Here is a 17,613-nt window from a genome sequence, read left to right as displayed (position 1 = left end):
CATGACTCACTCACACGACTCAACCCGCGGTTCGGCGTACGTCGCCGACCGGTTCGACCGATGGGGGTCTCGCTTTCGGGCGAAGGGCCTCGACAGCAGCGGCATCGACCGTCTCAAACAGGACATCGACGCGTGGCCGGACTGGTGTCGCGCGTTCAGCGCTGTCGGCGAGGAACACGCCGACCGCGGCCGGGATGCACTCGAACACGGAAACGAGATCACGGCGAGCGAGCACCTGCTGCGCGCGGCGATGTACTACCACTTCGGGTCGTTCGCTTGGTTCTTCGACGAGGACGAACGCGAACGAGCGCACAGACGGGCCGTCGCCCTGTTCAGACAGGCCGGGGCGTACTTCGACCCGCCAATCGAACGGATCGAGGCGCCAGCGCCCGACGGCGACTACGTGATCCCGGGCAACCTCAGGGTGCCCGACCGGAACCCCAACGGTCTCGACGAGTCGCCGCTGGTCGTCCTGTTGTCGGGGCTCGACTCGACCAAAGAAGAACAACACACCCGCGCGTCTGACTTCCACCGCCGTGGCGTCGCGACCCTCACCGTCGACGGCGCGGGCCAGGGCGAAGTCTGGTACCACCAGCGCATGACGCCGGCGTATCCCCGGTTCGTCTCGGCGATCGTCGACCGAGTGCAGTCGGAGCAGGTGTCGGGACTCGACGCCACCCGCCTCGGGATCTACGGCGTGTCGCTGGGCGGGTTCTACGCGCCACAGGTCGCTGCGACGGACGACCGATTCGACGCCTGCGTCGGCCTCTCCGGACCGTTCACGGTCGGGCCGGTGACCAGTCATCAGTCGGAGTCGCTGATCGAGGGGTTCGAGCACGCCTGCAAGACTGACTCACTGGTCGACGTCGACCGGATCACCGAGCGGATGCACCTCAGAGACCGCATCGAGGACCTCCAGGCGCCTGCGCTGTTGATCGCTGGCGCGAACGACCACGTCATTCCACCGGCCCAGACCGAACGCATCGCCCACGAGGCTCCGAACGGCGAACTGCTGTACTACGAGGACGGCGACCACGTCTGTAAAAACAAAGCTCACGACTATCGGCCGCGGGCGGCCGACTGGCTTCGGGACCGCCTCGTCGCCGCTGGGGGTGAGTGACGTGCGGGGCGTCGACCACGTCAACGTCGACGTGGACGACCTGGCGGCGTGTCTCCAGTTCTATCGCGACGTGCTCGAGCTCTCGCTCGTTCGCGGACCGGACGACTTCGGCGGCGAGCACGCGATGTTCACGGTCGGCGACACGACGGTGACGCTCGCGGAAACGGGATCGGCCGCCGGGTGGGACGAGCGGGGAATCGACCACCCCCTCGACAAGGCACACCTCGCCTTCGAGGCCGACCGCGACGAGTACGAGCGCCTGATGGACCGCCTCGACGGGCAGTTCCCCAACCAGGGGCCCTACGACTGGAGCGACTTCGAGGGGTTCTACTTCCTCGACCCGAGCGGGAACCTCCTGGAAGTGATCACGTACGAGACGCCCGCTGACCGAGACCGATCGCTGCTCACTCACAACGACGTGGTTCCGTGAGCTATTGCCCACGTAGGTAGGAATTGTCGCACTCGTCGTGCGCCAGAACACACAGGTATCGAAGTAACTAATTTAGATTTACAATAATAAGTGAAAACCGAAATACTGCCAATAATTTAACCGAATACAGTTTCACAAGGGTGGCAACCACTAACACGCTCTGGCCCGTATGTAATGGGTGAGACTAGCAATGACAGAACTCGGTGGATTCCAAGATCACGTCGCACGCATCGACCTCTCGGACGAAGACGTCCAGTACGAGAGCGTCCCCGACGAGGACGCGAAGAAATACATCGGGGCGCGGGGCCTCGGTGTCAAGTACGTGTTCGATCAGGGGCCGGACGTCGACCCCCTCAGCGAGGAGAACCTGCTCTCGTTCACGAACGGGCCGCTCACCGGGACCCAGGTGACGATGAGCGGCCGCATCGCCATCTGCACCAAATCACCGTTGACGGGCACCGTAACGGACTCCCACCACGGCGGCTGGTCCGGCGCTCGCCTCAAGTGGTCGGGGTTCGACGCGCTGCTGTTCGAGGGGCGCGCTGACGACCCGGTGTACGCCTTCGTCGAGGACGGCGAAGTCGAGCTCCGGGACGCCTCGCACCTCTGGGGCAAGGGCGTTCACGAGACGCGCGACACCCTGGAAGAGGAAGTCGAGGGGGCCTACGGCAAGAACCTCTCGATAATGGCGATCGGGCCTGGCGGCGAAAACGAGGTGAAGTACGCCTGCATCATGAACGAGGACGACCGCGCCTCGGGTCGCGGCGGCACGGGCTGTGTGATGGGCAACAAGAACCTGAAAGCCGTCGTCGTCAAGTCCGGCACGAAGATGCCCAAGCCCGCCGATCAGGAGACCTTCCAGGAGGGGCACCGCCAGGCGATGCAGGTCATCCAGGAGTCGGACGTCACTGCGCCCAACGAGGGCGGCCTCTCGATGTACGGGACGAACGTCCTGATGAACATCACCGAGGAGATGGACGGCCTCCCGGTCAAGAACGGCGTGTACACTTCGACGCACTCGGAGGCCGAAGACGCGCCGGACGAGCCGAACATCGACTCGGAGAAGGTCTCCGGTGAGAACGTCCGCGAGAACATCCTCGTCGACGAACCCACCTGTCACTCCTGTCCGGTCGCCTGCAAGAAGATGGTCGAAGTCCAGACCATGCACAAGGGCGAGGAGATGAACGTCAAGATGGAGTCCTACGAGTACGAGTCCGCGTGGGCGCTCGGCCCGAACTCCATGAACGACGACCGGGACGGCATCGCCGTCATGATCGACCGGTGTAACGACGTGGGCATCGACACCATCGAGACGGGGAACATGATGGCCCTCGCGATGGAGCTGACCGAGGAAGGCGGGCTCGACGAACTCGACGACGTCTCCGAGTCGGGAGACTCGGAGGCTCGGGAGACGAAGTCTCCCGGTGGCATCGAGTGGGGCGACGCCGAGGCGATCATCGACATGATCGAGAAGATCGGCCACCGCGAGACCGAACTCGCGGACCACATGGCCGAGGGCCAGGAGCACCTCGCCAGCGAGTTCGGCGACATGACGAACACGCTGACGGTCAAGAACCAGGCCATCGCAGCGTACGACCCGCGCTGTATGAAGGGCATGGGCATCGGCTACGCCACCTCGAACCGCGGCGCCTGCCACCTGCGCGGGTACACGCCCGCGGCGGAGATCCTGGGCATTCCGGAGAAGGCAGACCCCTACGAGTGGGAGGGCAAAGGCGAGATCTGTGCGCTGTTCCAGGATCTCCACGCCATCAGCGACTCGTTCGACATCTGCAAGTTCAACGCCTTCGCCGAAGGCATCGAGGAGTACGTCCTCCAGTACAACGGCATGACCGGCCGCGACGTCAGCGAGGACGAACTCATGCAGGCCGGCGAGCGCGTGTACAACCTTGAACGCTACTACAACAACCTCGTCGGCTTCGACGGCGACGACGACACCCTGCCGAACCGGTTCGTCGAGGGCGACGAGCACGCGATCCCCGGCCAGGGCGGCAGCGAAGGCGAACTCTGCGAACTCGACGAGATGAAAGAGGAGTACTACGAGGTGCGCGGCTGGGTCGACGGCGTCGTTCCCGACGAGAAACTCGACGAACTCGGCATCGAAGTCGGCCCCGGAACGGGCGTCAGCAGCGAAGGCGCCGCCGCGACGGGCGACGACTGATCGGCGCCCAGCTGGGCGGCCCGTCCGGGCACTTTGACCTCTCGAATCCGGATTTTTCGTCACGCGTCGGAGCCAGTCGTCAGCTCCCCGAGGAGTCGCTGCCCGCAACGAATCCGAGATCGACGACCGGCTGCCCCGCCGAGACGTACGGCCCGTCTTCCTGCCCCTGAGAGGTCGAGAAGTCGTACGACTGGTTGCCGTTCGTGTCGCGATGAGGCATCGGAATGAGCGGCGGTGCCGGCGGGAATTCCACGGTCGTAATCGCACTGGGATCGTCGAGCTGAACCTCGACAGCGGTGTGGCTGCCGGGATCGAGGTACGCCGAGACGCCCACGACGCTCTCGAAGGCCTGCCCCTGGAAGAGCCGCGCGTCGTGGCAGACGACGAATCCCCCGTCCGAAAGCACGACCTCGCCGACGGTGACCGTACTGTCCGTCACCGACTGGTTCTCGAAGTCGAGGCTGGCGAACTGTGCTTGGTCCCCGGCCGGCGCGTCGCCCGGTGAGACGAACCCGAGGTCGACCACTGGCAGGTCGGCCTGGACGTACTGGGCGTCCTCGTTGCCTTCGCTCGTGACGAATTCGTACGTCTGGTTGTCGTTGGAGTCGGCGTGTGGCATCGCGATCAGCGGCATCGGTTCGTCGATGGCCTGCTGGTCGATGGTCCGCCCCGGCACGTCGAACAACTGCACGGACACGTCCGAGTGGCTGCCGGGATCGAGGTACGCCGAGACGCCCACGACGCTCTCGAGTGGCTTGGCCTCGAAGAGGCTCAGATCGTGGATGGTGACGAAACCGCCCGCCGAGAGCACGGTGGAATCGACGACGACCGTCGTCCCGTCCGTCGATTGGTTGGTGAACTCGATCGACGCGAACGGCGCTGGCTCGCCCTGCGCTGTCCCATCGTTCTGCTGTCGGCTCCTCGAATCGGCGACCGCACCGGCGGTCCCGCTCACGCCGGCGAGCAGTCCTGTCGCGGCCAACCCGCGCAACACGCCACGCCGCGTCGAAGCCCCGATACAGGAGGATCGCTGTGACTGCTGTGGTACCATGTCCGAACCCTGTTGTCACGTCGTCCAGTCCGGGCGATAAATCCGCGCAACCGTTTTTTCGATAACCGATTGTTAGTCCGCGTTTCGGTCGACTTACTCCCTGACGGCCAGTCACCTGGGTGATCGTCGGCTCCTCGACCCGATCGTGCCAGAGACTGCGATCGATGCCTCACGTCGGTCTGTCTGGTCGCAAACGGTGACGGACGACGGCGCAATGTCGACGTTAGGAGCAGTCTTCGATGATCAGTCCGCGATCAGGAGTTCCACGGTGAAAACTGCGCCTTCAGGTTCGTTATCATCGATCCACACCTCACCGCCGTAGGAGTCGACGAGTGTACTGACGAGATACAGCCCGACGCCGGTGCCTTCGCTTTCCAGTCCTTTCTCTCCCTTCCCGAAGATCGCGTCCTTCTGGCTGTCGGGGACGCCCGGGCCGTTGTCCGCGACCGAGACCAACAGGGAGTCGTCGGTCTGCGTCGTCGAGACGACGAGTTCCGGCACGTCTTTGTCGTTGTGCTGGATTCCGTTTTTGAAGAGGTTCCGGAACACGGAGTCGAGCAGGTCGTTCGCCACCACCGACACGTCCGGGAGCGAGCCGTCGACCTTGACGACCGCATCCGTGTGTGTTGCCCGAATCTCGTCGAGTTCTCGCTCGATGACCCGCCGCACCTCGACTGGCTCTAGGTCCCGTTCGCTCTTCAGCATCACCTCCGCCATGTCGCGGGCCGTCTTCGTAAGATCGACGGCGTTTTTCGTACTCTCCAGAGCGGTGTCGATGAACTGGTGTGCGTCGTCGTCGGCGTAGTCGTAGAGCAGATCGAGGTACGCCAGGACGATCTGCAAGTCGTTCCTGATGTCGTGGCGGACGACGCGATTGAGGACGTCGAGGTTGTCCCGTTGCTCTTCGAGGCGGTCTTCGTACTCTTTGCGGGCCGTGATGTCCTGGATAACGCCGTCGAAATACGTGCCGGAGTCCGTTTCCGTGGCGAACGCCGTGACCGATCCCCAGAACTCCGTTCCCGAGAGCGTCTCGAGCCGCAGTTCCTCCTCTTTTCTGTTGGGGTCCGTCTCGAGGAGGTGGTCGGAGAACTCTTCGCGCCGTTCGGGCGTCGCGTACAGGTCGCTGACGGCGTGATCGAGCAGGTCCGCTTCGGAGTCCGCGTCGAACATGTCCACCATCGCGGGGTTCACCTCGATGAACTCGCCGTCCTCTCCGGGCGTGTTCCGGTAGATCCCGACTGGGACGTTCTCCATGAGTTCTTTGTAGCGTTCGAGTTCCTGTTCGTACGCGACCCGGTCGGTGACGTCGTGAATGACGGAAAACAGTAGCTCCTCGTCGGCGAGCGTAATCGGTGACGAGTGGACCTCGACCGTTCGCACCTCGCCCGTCGCCAGTTCGTGATCGAACACGAAGTGGTTGCGGTCCGCCTTCTCTGCTCGTTCGCGTTCCCGCGCGACCGCTTCCGGGGAGAGTCGATTGATGTCCTGGATCGTCTTCGACAGTAACTCGTCGCTCGAGTAGCCGTAGAACGCGGCCGCGGCCTCGTTTGCGTCCTCGATCGAACCTGACTCGGGATCGATCAGTAGCATGGGGGCGCTGTGGCTCTGGAACATCGTCCGGAACCGTGCTTCTCGACGGCGCAGGCGGTCTTCGCGTTTCCGCCGTTCGGTCACGTCTCTGAGAATGGCCAGGTGCGCGAGGTCGCCGTCGAACGTGATCGGCGAGACGTTGTACTCGACGACGATCTCGGACCCGTCGTGGGCCTGGATCGTCATCTCGTCGCGTCGTGGGGCGTCCTCTCCGTCGAGCCAGGCCTGATACCGTTTCGTCACTTCCGCTCGTGACTGGGGCGCCACGTACTCGAGAAACGAGTCGCCTTCCATCTCGGCCGGCGAGTCGGCACCGATCATCTCGGCGAGTTCCTGGTTCACTATCACGAGTTGGCCCTGCTGGGCGACGGCGATCGCGTCGTTGCTGTTCTCGACGAGCGTCCGGTACTTCTCTCGCTCCGCCTGGAGCTGGCGGTTCCGTTCGATCTGATCGAGCGCTGCCGTGACGTTCTGGCCGAGCAGGGTCGCGACCGTCTCGTCCTTTTCGTCGAAGTCAGTGCGTCCGTCCGCGGCACAGGAGAGGACGCCATGATCACCCAGCGGCACGAAAATCGCCGAGTGGAGCGGCACGTCCGCCGCCAGATCCTCGGCCGGAATCGGATCGCGGACGATCGTCTCGCCCGCCTCGAACACGTCCCAGAGCCAGTTTCCTTTCGGATGCGTCGGTGACGGGGTTCCCGCGTCGTCGAGCAACTGCTGGTGCTCCGTGGAGTTCGCCACGAGCTCGAGCGTCGACCCGTTCTCGGCGGGCGCCCAGACCGACGACATCGGGAATCCGAGGAGGTCTTCGGCGGCCGCGACGGCGATCTCCCCGACTTCGTCCGTCGTCTCGGCGTCGAGGAGCTGCTGGGTCGCGTCGTGTAAGGCTTCGATCTGGCGTCGGTACTCCCGCCGTTCGGAGATATCTCGGGCGACGCTGAGAATCGCTGGCTCGCCGTCGTAGGAAATCCGACTCGCGTTGATCTCGACGGGAATTTTCCGGCCCTGTTTCGTCTGCTGGACCGTCTCGAACACGAGGGTCTCGTTCTCCTCGACGTTCGCGATCCGGTCCGCGACCTTCGCTGCTTCCGCGGGCGTCGTCAGATCTCGCGGCCCGCGCGAGAGGAGTTCCTCACGCGTGTATCCGAACCGCTCGACGGCCGCGTCGTTGGCAGCGATGAAGGACCCCTGGAGATCGACGACGAGGACGGCATCGTTCATCCCCTCGAAAAAATCCCGAATCACGTCCGCGTCGGTCTCGATCACAATACTGTCGGTTGTCGTTAGATTGCTAAAAGGCAACTGATCGATCGTCGACTCACGACGCCACCGTCGTTGAATGTCGATCGAGTGGAAAATACTGCGGTGCATTCAACGCGTCTTACCCCTCAGTTCCATCCTCCCGTTGCTTCACATTTGCAGCTATGTCTGGCTGCTATTCACGGCAAAGGGAGACACGCCTCTCTAGAGGGTCTCGGAGTCCCTCACCGATGGAGTAATGTCAATTGGTAACGTCGTCTTACCTAATTCTGGTGGACCGCGAGACCGCGCCGAGAACGCTCGGGGGTTCGGTGCAGACGTAAGTTCGGACTTACCTGTTCAGTCACTTTCAATAGACGATCCGTCAAGCAAGAACTATCGCAATCCCCTACCGGCAGTGGCGTGAAATATGATACCGTATGCCAGAGAATCTCGACAAAGAGAAAACGAACGAGACCCGGCGGGGGTTCCTCCAGTCCGTCGGCGTCACGGGCGCACTCGTCGGTGCGGTCGGAGCCGAGACGGTTCTGTTGCAGGACGCTCAGACACAGGACGTCGCGACGACGTTCGCGCTCGGTGGTCGGATCGAAGGCTGGCAGGGCGCGGCACCGACGGACATCGACGGCCAGCGGAATCCCACGCTCTCGCTCGAAGCCGGCAGTACCTATCGACTGTACTGGCAGAATCTCGATGGGGCAGCCCACAACTTCGAGATTCGGGATTCGGCCGGCAGTGCACTCCAGGTGCTGCAACCGATTCCCGTCGACCAGCAGACCGTCCAACAACTGTTCGCGGATGGAGGGCAGGCGAGCACGCCGTCTGGTGGCAATGCGACGGGCAGTCCGGCGACCGAGACCGGCACCGCGACGGCCGGTGGTGGCGCTCAGGATGGTACCCTCGTCTCGACGACCGGAATCGTCACCGAGGAAGGCGCCGCGCAAGCCGTCCAGTTCACTGCGACCGACGAGATGGCCCAGTACATCTGTCCCATCCATCCGACGTCGATGGTCGGCGACGTCACGCTCTCGGGTGGCTCCGGGGCGGGCAACAGCACGAGCGGCTGACGCTGCCCGAAAAAGAGGCGACGGAATTCCCGAGTAGCCGCCACCGATCTCGGGAGCCGCCTTGTTGGTACGTTATTGGGTTTCGGTCGGTGATCCGCCAGGCGTCTCAGTCGGGGTTCCACCCGGCGTTTCGGTCGGCGTCTGCGTCGGTGTTCCGCCCGGCGTTCCTTCCGGCGTCTCAGTGGCCGTTCCGGTGGGCGTCTGCTCGCCGTCGCCGTAGCCGTTCAACTGCAGCTCGGCCTGGGCGACGTAGCCGGTGACGCCCGCAGGGTGGGGCACCTCGTCCATCGACGCTTCCATGATGAGCCAGAAGATGACCCGCTGGTCCTGTATCTGCTCGCCGTCGACGTACTGTGCGGGGTGGTAGAACGCGGCCTCGACCTCCCTGTCCTTGGTTCGGGTCACCTGGTCCTGTGCGGGACCGATTTCGTCGGAGTTGGGGCGGACGACCACGACCTCTAGGTCCCGGTTCAGCGGCACGTCGATCTGTTCGCTCCCGTTGGGGTTCGAGAACCGGAGCTTCTGGCCGGGTTCGCCAACGTGGTAGAACTCCTCCTCGGGAGTGGTCCACTCCTCCCCGTCGAATAGTTGCGTCTGGACGCCCCCGTCGGTCGTCCCCGGCGTGGGTTCCAGGGCCGTTTGGTGAAGATACTGCTGGACGACGATCTCCTCGCCCTCCCAGTCCTCGGGGACGCCGTAGTTGCGGAGCGCTTCCACCAGGTAGCCGGGTCCGTGCCGGCGCCAGATGGGGATCATCCGGCCGTCCTCGAAGAATTCGTAGGAGATGTTGTAGTTGTACGGTCCGAACTGCGCGCCGGAGTGGAAGTCGACGCTCCCGCGGCCCTGTGCCCCGGTGTGGTAGTGGGTCCGGAACTGGAACCCCGAGGGATGCCCACGGCGTTCGGGGTAGTCGATCTTCGCCATTTGGCCGGGACCGCCGAAGGGGATGCTGTGGACGTCCCAGAAGATGTGGTGACCGTTGATCACCGGTTCGTCGTCCGGGAAGTACCACTCGCGAGTGTTACGGCCCTCGCGCGGTGGGAGGCCGTACGCCGTCGGGGTCGCCATCGCGTTCATCGTTTTGAACACTGGCTTGCCGTTGTACTGACCCCAGAAGGTCACCCCCTGGGTCTCCGGCGGTTCCCACCGAACGCTCCAGTTGTTCTGCTGGAACTGTTGGTCGGGCAGCGTCTCGAACCGGTGGAACCCGTTGTTGGCGGTCTTCATCGGCCGGTTTTCCACCGGAACGCTCGGAACCTGGTCGAGGACCGTCTGCTCGTTCGTGGCGGTCTGGCGGGCCATCTCCTGGACCGGATACCGGATGAAGTCGTCGACGATGTACGCCTTCATGAACTGAGGATTGCCCTCCTCCCGGACGTCGAGGAAGCCGGAGACGACGCTGACGCTGTCCTGGTCCACGACGTAGAAGATGATGGTCGAGATCTCGTAGTGCGCGAGGCCGCGACCGCTCGTGATGCTTTCGGCGACCTTGAACATCGGCCAGAAGTCCTTTCCCTGGACGTACTGCTGGACCTCCTGCTGGTCGAGCATGACCTGGCCGCGCCGGACCTCCTCGTCGGTGTACTCCTCGGTCCACGAGACGTCGGTGGGGTCGTTGATCTGGAGTGCGACAATCTCGTTCCGGCGTCGATCGATCAGCCCGTAGATCGTTTGCCGGTTGACCGCCGTGACGTTGAACGTCCCCGATTCGAGGCTCCCGTCGACGGTATAGTCCGTCGGTCCCTGGATGCTCACCGCGTCGAGGTGGTTCGTCAGCGCCTCGTAACTGATGAAGTGCGCGATCCAGTTGCTCGCAACGCGGTTGACCTCCGGGTCGCGCAACAGCGTCTGCACCGCTTCCTTTCGGCGGTGGACGTTGATGATCTCGTAGTTCTCTTCGTGGAAGTCTCGCGGCCCGACCCGTTCGGCCAGGTCGATCCGCTGCTGTGCGTCCGGTAGTTGCGGTTGTTCGTCGGTTGTGATGACGGTGTCGTCGCCCTGCCCGTTTTCCTGTGCCGTCGCCGTCGGCACCACGGTCGCGACGCCGGTGGCCGCCATCCCTTTGAGTACGCTTCGTCTCAGCCATTCGAGCCCGTGCGAATTGGTATCCTCTGGCATGGTCCGTCCGTAGTTCAACGTGCCAACTGAAATGCGTATCATCGCGATTGTATGCCTTGGAAGGAAAGTGCTATCGAAGTGGCTAGAGGCGGAGATTCCTCCATGCCAGATAGGAGTGAAACCGCTAGCGTCACGGAGCGTGCTACCGCGAAATGCGTAGGTTAGTACCTTCGTGGGCAAATAAACTACAGCGGTGGACGGAGACAGGTGGCCGGGGTGACTCGCGATCAATCGTCGGCGGCTTCGGGTTCGGCCAGGAACCGTTCGTCGTGGAGAAGGCAGGCAGCGTGGTGATCGTCGTCGATCGCGTAGTGAGCAGGCCGGTCAGCTTCGCACGGAGTCGGGAACGCAGCAGCGAGGACGTCCCGAGCCGCCTCGACGTCGTCGTCGACGACGGCGTCGAGTGCGTCGTCGAGTGCCCCATCGGCCGCGGGATCCTCTAGTCGTTCGGGAATGTCGAACTCCTCGCGGATCCGTCGCTTCAACCGCACGTCGTCGGTCCCGACCTGTCGGTCTGCCTCGCCCCCAACGAGTTCTCGAAGTGAGGCCAGATCGATCCCTTCGTCGCGGAGGTGGACGCGAACGTCCATCACTGCACGCCAGTTCTCCTGATCGAGGTCGAGGTCCGCTGGCTGGATGACCGCCGGACAACGCGTGTGGAATCGACAGCCAGGAGGTGGATCTGCCGGGTCAGGCAAGTCCCCCGTGAGGCCCGACAGGTGGTGTCGTTGCCGCGGATCCGGTCGGAGAATCGACGCGAGGAGTTCTCGGGTGTACGGGTGGCCCGGATTCTCGAAGACCCCGGCCGTCGGCCCCTGCTCGACGATCTCGCCGAGGTACATCACGGCGACGCGGTCACAGACCTCCCTGACGATCCCCATGTCGTGACTGATAAACAGGACGGCGAGATCGAACTCTTTCTGGACAGATTCGAGCAGCGAGAGAATCGACGCCTGGATCGACACGTCGAGCGCGCTGACGGGCTCGTCGGCGACGATCAGATCGGGGTTCACGACGAGCGCGCGGGCGAGCGCGATGCGCTGTTTCTGGCCGCCGCTGAACTCGTGGGGGTACCTGTCGGCGTCGTCGGCGTCGAGGCCGACCCGCTCCAGGAGGTCGGTCACGATCGCTCGCCGGCGCGACCGGTCGCGCATTCCATGAACGCGGAGCGGCTCCGCGACGGATTCGCCGACCGTCATCCGCGGATCGAAACTCGACGTGGGATCCTGGAAGATCAGCTGCGCACGCCGGCGAAACCGCTTCAGTTCGGCCTTGTCGAACTCGATGACGTCCGCCCCGTCGAAATACACTTCGCCGGCCGTCGGCTCCTCGATTCGGAGGAGCGAGCGGGCGGCGGTCGATTTCCCGCACCCGGACTCGCCTACCAGGCCGAGCGTCTCGCCGGCGTCGAGGTCGAAGCTGATGCCGTCGACGGCGCGGACCTGCCCCGTCTCACGACGGAGCCACCCCGACGTGACCGGGTAGTGCTTCGTGAGATCGCGGACCGACAGGAGCGGGTCTGTCACGGCAACTCACCACTGTTGCCGTCGAGGGCAAATTCAGTCTCCGCGTCTCGGATCGCCGTCGGGTCGTGATTCGGCCCGTAGTAGACGCAGGAGGCGGCGTGCGCCGAGTCGGCCGCCACGTCGTACAACGGCGGTTGTTCGCCCTGCCGGCACTCCTCGATGGCGTGGGGGCAGCGCGGATGAAACCGACAGCCGGCCGGCGGGTCGTTCGGGTCCGGGAGGTCGCCACCGATGGCCTCCATCTGTCGGCCGGGCCGCGGCAGACACCGGAGGAGCGCCCGCGTGTACGGATGGGCCGGGTCGTCGAACAGGGCGGTGACGGTGGCTCGTTCCATCACCTTCCCGGCGTACAGGACGACGACGCGGTCGGCGACGGCGGCGACGACGCCCAGGTCGTGCGTGATGAGGAGGACGCTCAGGTCGTACTCGTCCTGGAGATCGACGAGCAGTTGGAGGATGCCGGCCTGCGTCGTCACGTCGAGGGCCGTCGTCGGTTCGTCGGCGATGAGCAGGTCGGGGTTCGACGCCAGCGCCATCGCGATGACGACCCGCTGTTTCATCCCGCCGGAGAACTCGTGGGGGTAGTCGTCGAACCGACCGGCGGCTTCCGGAATCCCGACGCGATCGAGCAGCGTGACGGCCCGCTCGCGGGCCTCCCGACGAGTGGCGTCTTGGTGGAGGCGGATCGCTTCGACGAGCTGCCAGCCGACGGTGTAGACGGGATTGAGCGCGCCCTGGGGGTTCTGGAAGACGTGGCCGATGCGGTTGCCCCGGAGGGCCCGGAGTTCGCCGTCGGTCATCGCCAGCACGTCCGCACCGTCGAACAGCACGTCACCGCTGATCTCGCCGGGCGGGGTCTCGACCAGCCGGGTGACGGATTCGGCAGTGACGGTCTTGCCGCTGCCCGACTCGCCGACGAGACAGACGATCTCACCCCGCCCCACGTCGAAGGAGACGCCGTCGACCGCGCGGACGGTCCCCTCGTCGGTGTGAAAGACGGTTTCGAGGTCGCGCACCGAGAGGAGCGGATCGCTCATTGTTCCACCCTTGGATCGAGCGAGTCTCGGAGCGCCTCCCCGAGGAAGTTGAACGCGAGGATCGTCAGGAACAGGAAGACGCCGGGGATGGTCGAGATCCACCACGCGGTATAGAGGTCGCCGCGGCCGGTGGCGATGACCTGCCCCCACGAGGGAATGGCCGGGTCGCCGAGTTGGATAAAGGAGAGCGCCGCCTCGGCGAGGATGAGGCCGGGAATCGTCAGCGTCGCCGCCGTGATGACCGTGTTCGAGACGTTCGGGACGATGTGTCTGGTGATGATCCGTGTCTTGCTCGCCCCGGCGGCGACCGCCGCGTCGACGTACTCCTCCTCGCGGCGTTGCAGCGCCTCGCTCCTGACCAGGCGGGCGATCCCGCCCCAGCTCGTCAGCCCGAAGATGACGATGAGCAGGAAGAGACTCCCGCCGAAGAGGTACACGAGCAGGAGATAGAGGAAAAAGGTCGGGAACGTCAGCTGGATGTCGACGTAGCGCATCAGCGCCTCGTCCACGAGGCCGCCGACGTAGGCGGCCGTCGTGCCGACCGCCGTCCCGATGACGACGATCAGCAGCGTCGCGATGAGACCCACCTGCATGCTCACGCGCATCCCGAACACCATCAGCGTCAGGATGTCCTTGCCCTGGCCGGTCGTCCCGAGCGGGTGCGCCCACGTGCCGTGACACGCGCCGTCGACGACCGGCCCGGCGCACTCGACGGGCACCGTCTCCGAGACGGACGTCCAGACCGGCGGCTGGTAGGCGTTGAGGACGTTCAGTTCCGGCCGGGCGATGACGAGCGGGCCGAACGTGCCGACGGTAAAGATCACGGCGAGGAACGCGAGGCTGGCGACGGCGGCCTTGTTCTTCCGGAACTGGCGCCAGTAGTGCATCGTCAACCGCCGGTTGCGAACGAGGGGAACGACCACGTAGAACAGCAGCGCGAGCAGTGTCAGAACGAACAGCCAGTCGAGTTGTGTGACGTTCCACCCGAGTCCGGGGATCGTCGGCGTGCCGGTCGGTACCAGGAAGAAGTCGTACAGGAAGACGGCGGCGAGGACGAGCACGACGGCACCCATCGCGAGCGTCCGGCGGGAGACGGGAACGCGCCTGCCGTCCAGTGCGTCCCAGTCGACGTCCTCGAAGCGAACCTGATCGGGATCGGTCGCGCCCGTCATCAGCGATCACCGTAGTCGATGCGCGGGTCGAGGATCGTGTACGCGATGTCCTGCAGGAGGTTGCCGATGACGGCGACGAACACCGGGATCAGCGTCGTCCCCAGCACGAGCGCCGTGTCCTGGTTGAGGAGTGCGTCGAGGCTCAGCCGACCCAATCCAGGAATGCCGAAGACGATCTCGACGAGATACGAGGCCGTCAGGAACAGGCCCAGCAGGTCGCCGACGAGGATCGTCGAGAGCGGCACGAGCGCCGGCCGGAGGATGTGTCGGAGGAGGATGCGGTTCTCGTCGGCCCCCTTGGCGCGGGCGGTCTTGACGAACTCGGCGCGGACGTACTCCAGGGCCTCGGCACGGGCGTAGCGCATCTCGCTGGCGATGGTCCCGGTCGTCAGGACGAACACCGGCAGGACGAGCTGGACGACGTTCGCCCACGAGAACACTGGCACTGTCGGGTCGAACAGAACGGGCACCCAGCCGAGGGTGACGCCGAACACCAGCAGGAGGATGATGCCGAACCAGAAGTTCGGGATCGACAGCCCGAAGAAGGCGACGAAGGTGCCGACGTAGTCGAGTTTCGTGTACCGGTGGGTCGCCGAGTACAGCCCGATCCCGAGTCCGAGAATCGTCGAGATGAGAATCGCCGGGACGGTGTACATCAGCGTGTACGGGTACGCCTCCATGATCGCCTGGACGACCGGCTGCGAGCGCGTATCGGACCACCCCCAATTGCCGGTCGCGAGGTTAGTCATGTAGTCGGTGTAGCGCTCCCAGAGCGACTGGTCGAGGCCGCGGGCCTGTTCGAACGCCTGCTCGGCCGACGCGGCGTCGCCGGTGCCCTGCGCGGCCTGGAACTGGAGTTCCGCCGCCTGAGCGTTCGGCGTCACCGCCAGCAGGACGAACGTCACCGTCAGGATCAGAACGGAGACGAACCCCGCCCAGGCGACCCGTCGAACGATGTACCAGGTGAGCCCGAGATTACCCATCTGAATCACCCCGCCGCGTACCAGGTCGTCGCGTCCCAGCCGTACCCGAAGTCGGTGGGCCCGAACCCGGCGATCTCGTCCTGGTAGCCGGTGATCGATTCCTCGAAGTTCACGAAGTTGCAGGGTTGATCCCGCGAGAGCACGCCGAACGCTTCCGTGAGTGCCTCCTGGCGGACCGCGTCGTCGGTCGTCGTCCCGGCGGTGTCGAACAGCGACGCCAGGTCCGCCTCGGGGTAGTACCCGAAGAAGTTGGTGTCGCCGCGCCGCTCCCAGAACCCGCGCGTGGCGGTGGGCGTCCGCGGATACGTGTTGAACGCGATCCCGTACAGCATGTCCCAGGGTTCCTGGCTGGTGGCTGCGTTCCGGGGGCCGGCGTTGAACGGCCCGGTCTGCCACGGTGGCGACCCGCTCCCCCGGTAGCTGTTCTGGGCGTACTTCCGGAGCAGCGTGTTGAACTGCACGCCTTCGAGCGCGACGTCGATCCCGACCTTGCCGTAGGCCTGGGCGACGTACTCGACCGTCGTTTTCGTCGTCTCGGTGCCCACCGGGTACACCAGTGTGAGGCTGACCTGCTGTCCGGTAGGGCCGACGAGGTCGCCGCCGTCGTACCCGAATCGGTCCGGGAGCGCGTCGGCGAGCCGTGATCGGGCCGTCTGCGGATCGTATTGCTCACCGACGCCGGTTTCCTCGACCTGGGAATCGTCGTACCAGTCGGACCACTGCGGCTGGAAGGTGTGTGCGACCTGGGCGTGGCCGCGCAGGATGGAGTCGACGATCGCCTCCTTGTTCACCACGTAAGACAGTGCTCGCCGGACCGCTCGTCGCCGGAACGGTCGCCAGCCGTTGGCTCGCTGGTTGTAGATGAGCAGCAGATTGAACGGTTGGGGCGCCTGCTGCACCTGGACAGAGGGCAGACTCTCGTACTGGGTGACCTTGGCCGGTGGAATGCTGGTCGACGTGATTTCGGTGGTCTGTAGCGCCGAGAGGCGGATGCTCTCCTCGGGGATGACCTTGAAAACGTACCGCTGGAAATACGGGGCGTCCCGCCACGTCTCGGGGACGTCGGCGGCCTCGTGCATGTAGTAGTCGGGGTTGCGGGTGGCGACGAACTCGGACTCGCGATTCCACCGCTCGAAGGTGTACGGTCCCAGGTTCCCGCTGTAGGCGAGGGTCTGGATCTCGCGGTCGCGTTTCAGCCCTTCGACGTCCTTGTCGGAGACGTATCGTTCGAGCAGTCCTTTCGGGAGACAGAACGACCCCCACAGGATCGGCCGCATCGGGAACGCCGGGTCGGGGTCGGGCAGCCGAATCTCGAAGGTTCGCCGGCCGGTTTTCACCACTGGAATGAACTCGCCGTTGCGCTGCCAGCTTCCCTGGTCGGTGTAGCCCGCCCAGTTGTCCGGCGCCTGGAACACGTTCTGAATCATGTACACCCAGTCCTCGGCGGTCATCTCCCCGTAGGGGTCGCTCCACCGGAGTCCGTCACGGACTCGACACTCGTACACCCGCTCGTCGTCGGTCGCGAGGGCCAGCCAGAGCGGGAACACCTCCTCGTCGGTCGTCACCGCGTAGGCACCGTCCAGGGCCGTCCCGACGCGGGCGGCCGACGCGGCGTCGGCCACCTGAATCCAGAGCAACGACTCCGCGTCCGTCGCGGCGCCTTCGACCCACTCTCCGCGCACGGCTCGGGTACCCGAGGGCGCGCCGCCGGTCGACCCCGTTCCCGACTGACCACCGCCGAAATTGCAGCCAGCCATGCCTGCGGTTCCCGCGAGACCGAGCAGTCGAAGGAAGTCGCGTCGACGCGGGAATTTCAACCGCTCCGATCCGCTGTCGCCGATCGGCGATCTAGCCCTCATCACCAGAACCCGGCCCGCGAATAGTTTGTTGGCCGGTACCGAATACCATGGGACAGGATATGGCAGAATCGGATAAATGCGCTTGCTATCTTTCCCCACACGTCCGGGCGGAAAGAAAGAAACCCATTCGGCGGTGGACTGTCCCCACTGGCGATCCCGTTCGGTTTCGGCCAGCGTCTGACGATCGTCTGACGGCGCCTCGGTGACCGCCTTCCGTCTGGCGG

12 protein-coding genes are annotated in these 17,613 nt (G+C 64.8%); 4 read left to right on the top strand and 8 right to left on the bottom strand.

Annotated features, from left to right (window positions below):
- The first annotated feature begins 1 nt into the window (after position 1).
- The 3 genes from MU553_RS20390 to MU553_RS20380 all read left to right on the top strand — a co-directional run bounded on the left by MU553_RS20390 (position 2) and on the right by MU553_RS20380 (position 3,729).
- Complete coding sequence (locus MU553_RS20390; protein ID WP_247381157.1) at positions 2 to 1,120, top strand: alpha/beta hydrolase family protein; 1,119 nt, start codon at positions 2 to 4, stop codon at positions 1,118 to 1,120.
- 1 nt (position 1,121) lies between these two features.
- Positions 1,122 to 1,550 carry a VOC family protein gene (locus tag MU553_RS20385; RefSeq protein ID WP_345893425.1) on the top strand — a complete coding sequence of 143 codons (429 nt, stop codon included), beginning with the start codon at positions 1,122 to 1,124 and terminating at the stop codon, positions 1,548 to 1,550.
- A gap of 190 nt (positions 1,551 to 1,740) precedes the next feature.
- On the top strand, positions 1,741 to 3,729 hold the full coding sequence (locus MU553_RS20380) for an aldehyde ferredoxin oxidoreductase family protein (protein ID WP_247381153.1): 1,989 nt from the start codon (positions 1,741 to 1,743) through the stop codon (positions 3,727 to 3,729).
- Between the two features lie 79 nt (positions 3,730 to 3,808).
- Here MU553_RS20380 and MU553_RS20375 read toward each other — a convergent pair whose 3' ends face one another.
- Positions 3,809 to 4,780, bottom strand: coding sequence for a DUF7282 domain-containing protein (locus tag MU553_RS20375; RefSeq protein WP_247381151.1), 972 nt, complete (start codon positions 4,778 to 4,780; stop codon positions 3,809 to 3,811).
- A gap of 243 nt (positions 4,781 to 5,023) precedes the next feature.
- Positions 5,024 to 7,636: a PAS domain S-box protein gene (locus MU553_RS20370; protein WP_247381149.1), complete on the bottom strand. Its 2,613-nt coding sequence runs from the start codon at positions 7,634 to 7,636 to the stop codon at positions 5,024 to 5,026.
- 413 nt (positions 7,637 to 8,049) lie between these two features.
- Between MU553_RS20370 and MU553_RS20365 the strand changes: the two genes are divergently transcribed.
- On the top strand, positions 8,050 to 8,694 hold the full coding sequence (locus MU553_RS20365) for a twin-arginine translocation signal domain-containing protein (protein ID WP_247381147.1): 645 nt from the start codon (positions 8,050 to 8,052) through the stop codon (positions 8,692 to 8,694).
- A gap of 72 nt (positions 8,695 to 8,766) precedes the next feature.
- Here MU553_RS20365 and MU553_RS20360 read toward each other — a convergent pair whose 3' ends face one another.
- The 6 genes from MU553_RS20360 to MU553_RS20335 all read right to left on the bottom strand — a co-directional run bounded on the left by MU553_RS20360 (position 8,767) and on the right by MU553_RS20335 (position 17,389).
- Positions 8,767 to 10,812, bottom strand: coding sequence for a hypothetical protein (locus tag MU553_RS20360; RefSeq protein ID WP_247381145.1), 2,046 nt, complete (start codon positions 10,810 to 10,812; stop codon positions 8,767 to 8,769).
- A gap of 227 nt (positions 10,813 to 11,039) precedes the next feature.
- On the bottom strand, positions 11,040 to 12,338 hold the full coding sequence (locus MU553_RS20355; protein WP_247381143.1) for an ABC transporter ATP-binding protein: 1,299 nt from the start codon (positions 12,336 to 12,338) through the stop codon (positions 11,040 to 11,042).
- Positions 12,335 to 13,375, bottom strand: a complete 1,041-nt coding sequence (locus MU553_RS20350; RefSeq protein WP_247381141.1) for an ABC transporter ATP-binding protein — start codon at positions 13,373 to 13,375, stop codon at positions 12,335 to 12,337. The genes MU553_RS20355 and MU553_RS20350 overlap by 4 nt, the downstream gene beginning before the upstream one ends.
- Positions 13,372 to 14,547 (bottom strand): ABC transporter permease, encoded by a 1,176-nt coding sequence (locus MU553_RS20345; protein WP_247381139.1) that lies wholly within the window; start codon positions 14,545 to 14,547, stop codon positions 13,372 to 13,374. The genes MU553_RS20350 and MU553_RS20345 overlap by 4 nt, the downstream gene beginning before the upstream one ends.
- Positions 14,547 to 15,530: an ABC transporter permease gene (locus MU553_RS20340; protein ID WP_247381137.1), complete on the bottom strand. Its 984-nt coding sequence runs from the start codon at positions 15,528 to 15,530 to the stop codon at positions 14,547 to 14,549. Before MU553_RS20340 ends, MU553_RS20345 begins: the two co-directional genes overlap by 1 nt.
- Positions 15,531 to 15,535: 5 nt before the next feature.
- Positions 15,536 to 17,389, bottom strand: coding sequence for an ABC transporter substrate-binding protein (locus MU553_RS20335; protein ID WP_247381136.1), 1,854 nt, complete (start codon positions 17,387 to 17,389; stop codon positions 15,536 to 15,538).
- Between the last annotated feature and the right edge of the window lie 224 nt (positions 17,390 to 17,613).

This window comes from Halorientalis brevis (assembly GCF_023077655.1).
The sequence above is the reverse complement of the archived record's forward strand: the minus strand, read 5'-3'. Positions and strand labels throughout refer to the sequence as shown.

What these genes read in the sequence shown, in the direction of transcription:
- MU553_RS20335 (WP_247381136.1), bottom strand. Translation starts at nt 17,389, where the DNA reads ATGAGGGCTAGATCGCCGATCGGCGACAGCGGATCGGAGCGGTTGAAA.
- MU553_RS20380 (WP_247381153.1), top strand. Translation starts at nt 1,741, where the DNA reads ATGACAGAACTCGGTGGATTCCAAGATCACGTCGCACGCATCGACCTC.
- MU553_RS20350 (WP_247381141.1), bottom strand. Translation starts at nt 13,375, where the DNA reads ATGAGCGATCCGCTCCTCTCGGTGCGCGACCTCGAAACCGTCTTTCAC.
- MU553_RS20345 (WP_247381139.1), bottom strand. Translation starts at nt 14,547, where the DNA reads ATGACGGGCGCGACCGATCCCGATCAGGTTCGCTTCGAGGACGTCGAC.
- MU553_RS20375 (WP_247381151.1), bottom strand. Translation starts at nt 4,780, where the DNA reads ATGGTACCACAGCAGTCACAGCGATCCTCCTGTATCGGGGCTTCGACG.
- MU553_RS20360 (WP_247381145.1), bottom strand. Translation starts at nt 10,812, where the DNA reads ATGCCAGAGGATACCAATTCGCACGGGCTCGAATGGCTGAGACGAAGC.
- MU553_RS20340 (WP_247381137.1), bottom strand. Translation starts at nt 15,530, where the DNA reads ATGGGTAATCTCGGGCTCACCTGGTACATCGTTCGACGGGTCGCCTGG.
- MU553_RS20365 (WP_247381147.1), top strand. Translation starts at nt 8,050, where the DNA reads ATGCCAGAGAATCTCGACAAAGAGAAAACGAACGAGACCCGGCGGGGG.
- MU553_RS20390 (WP_247381157.1), top strand. Translation starts at nt 2, where the DNA reads ATGACTCACTCACACGACTCAACCCGCGGTTCGGCGTACGTCGCCGAC.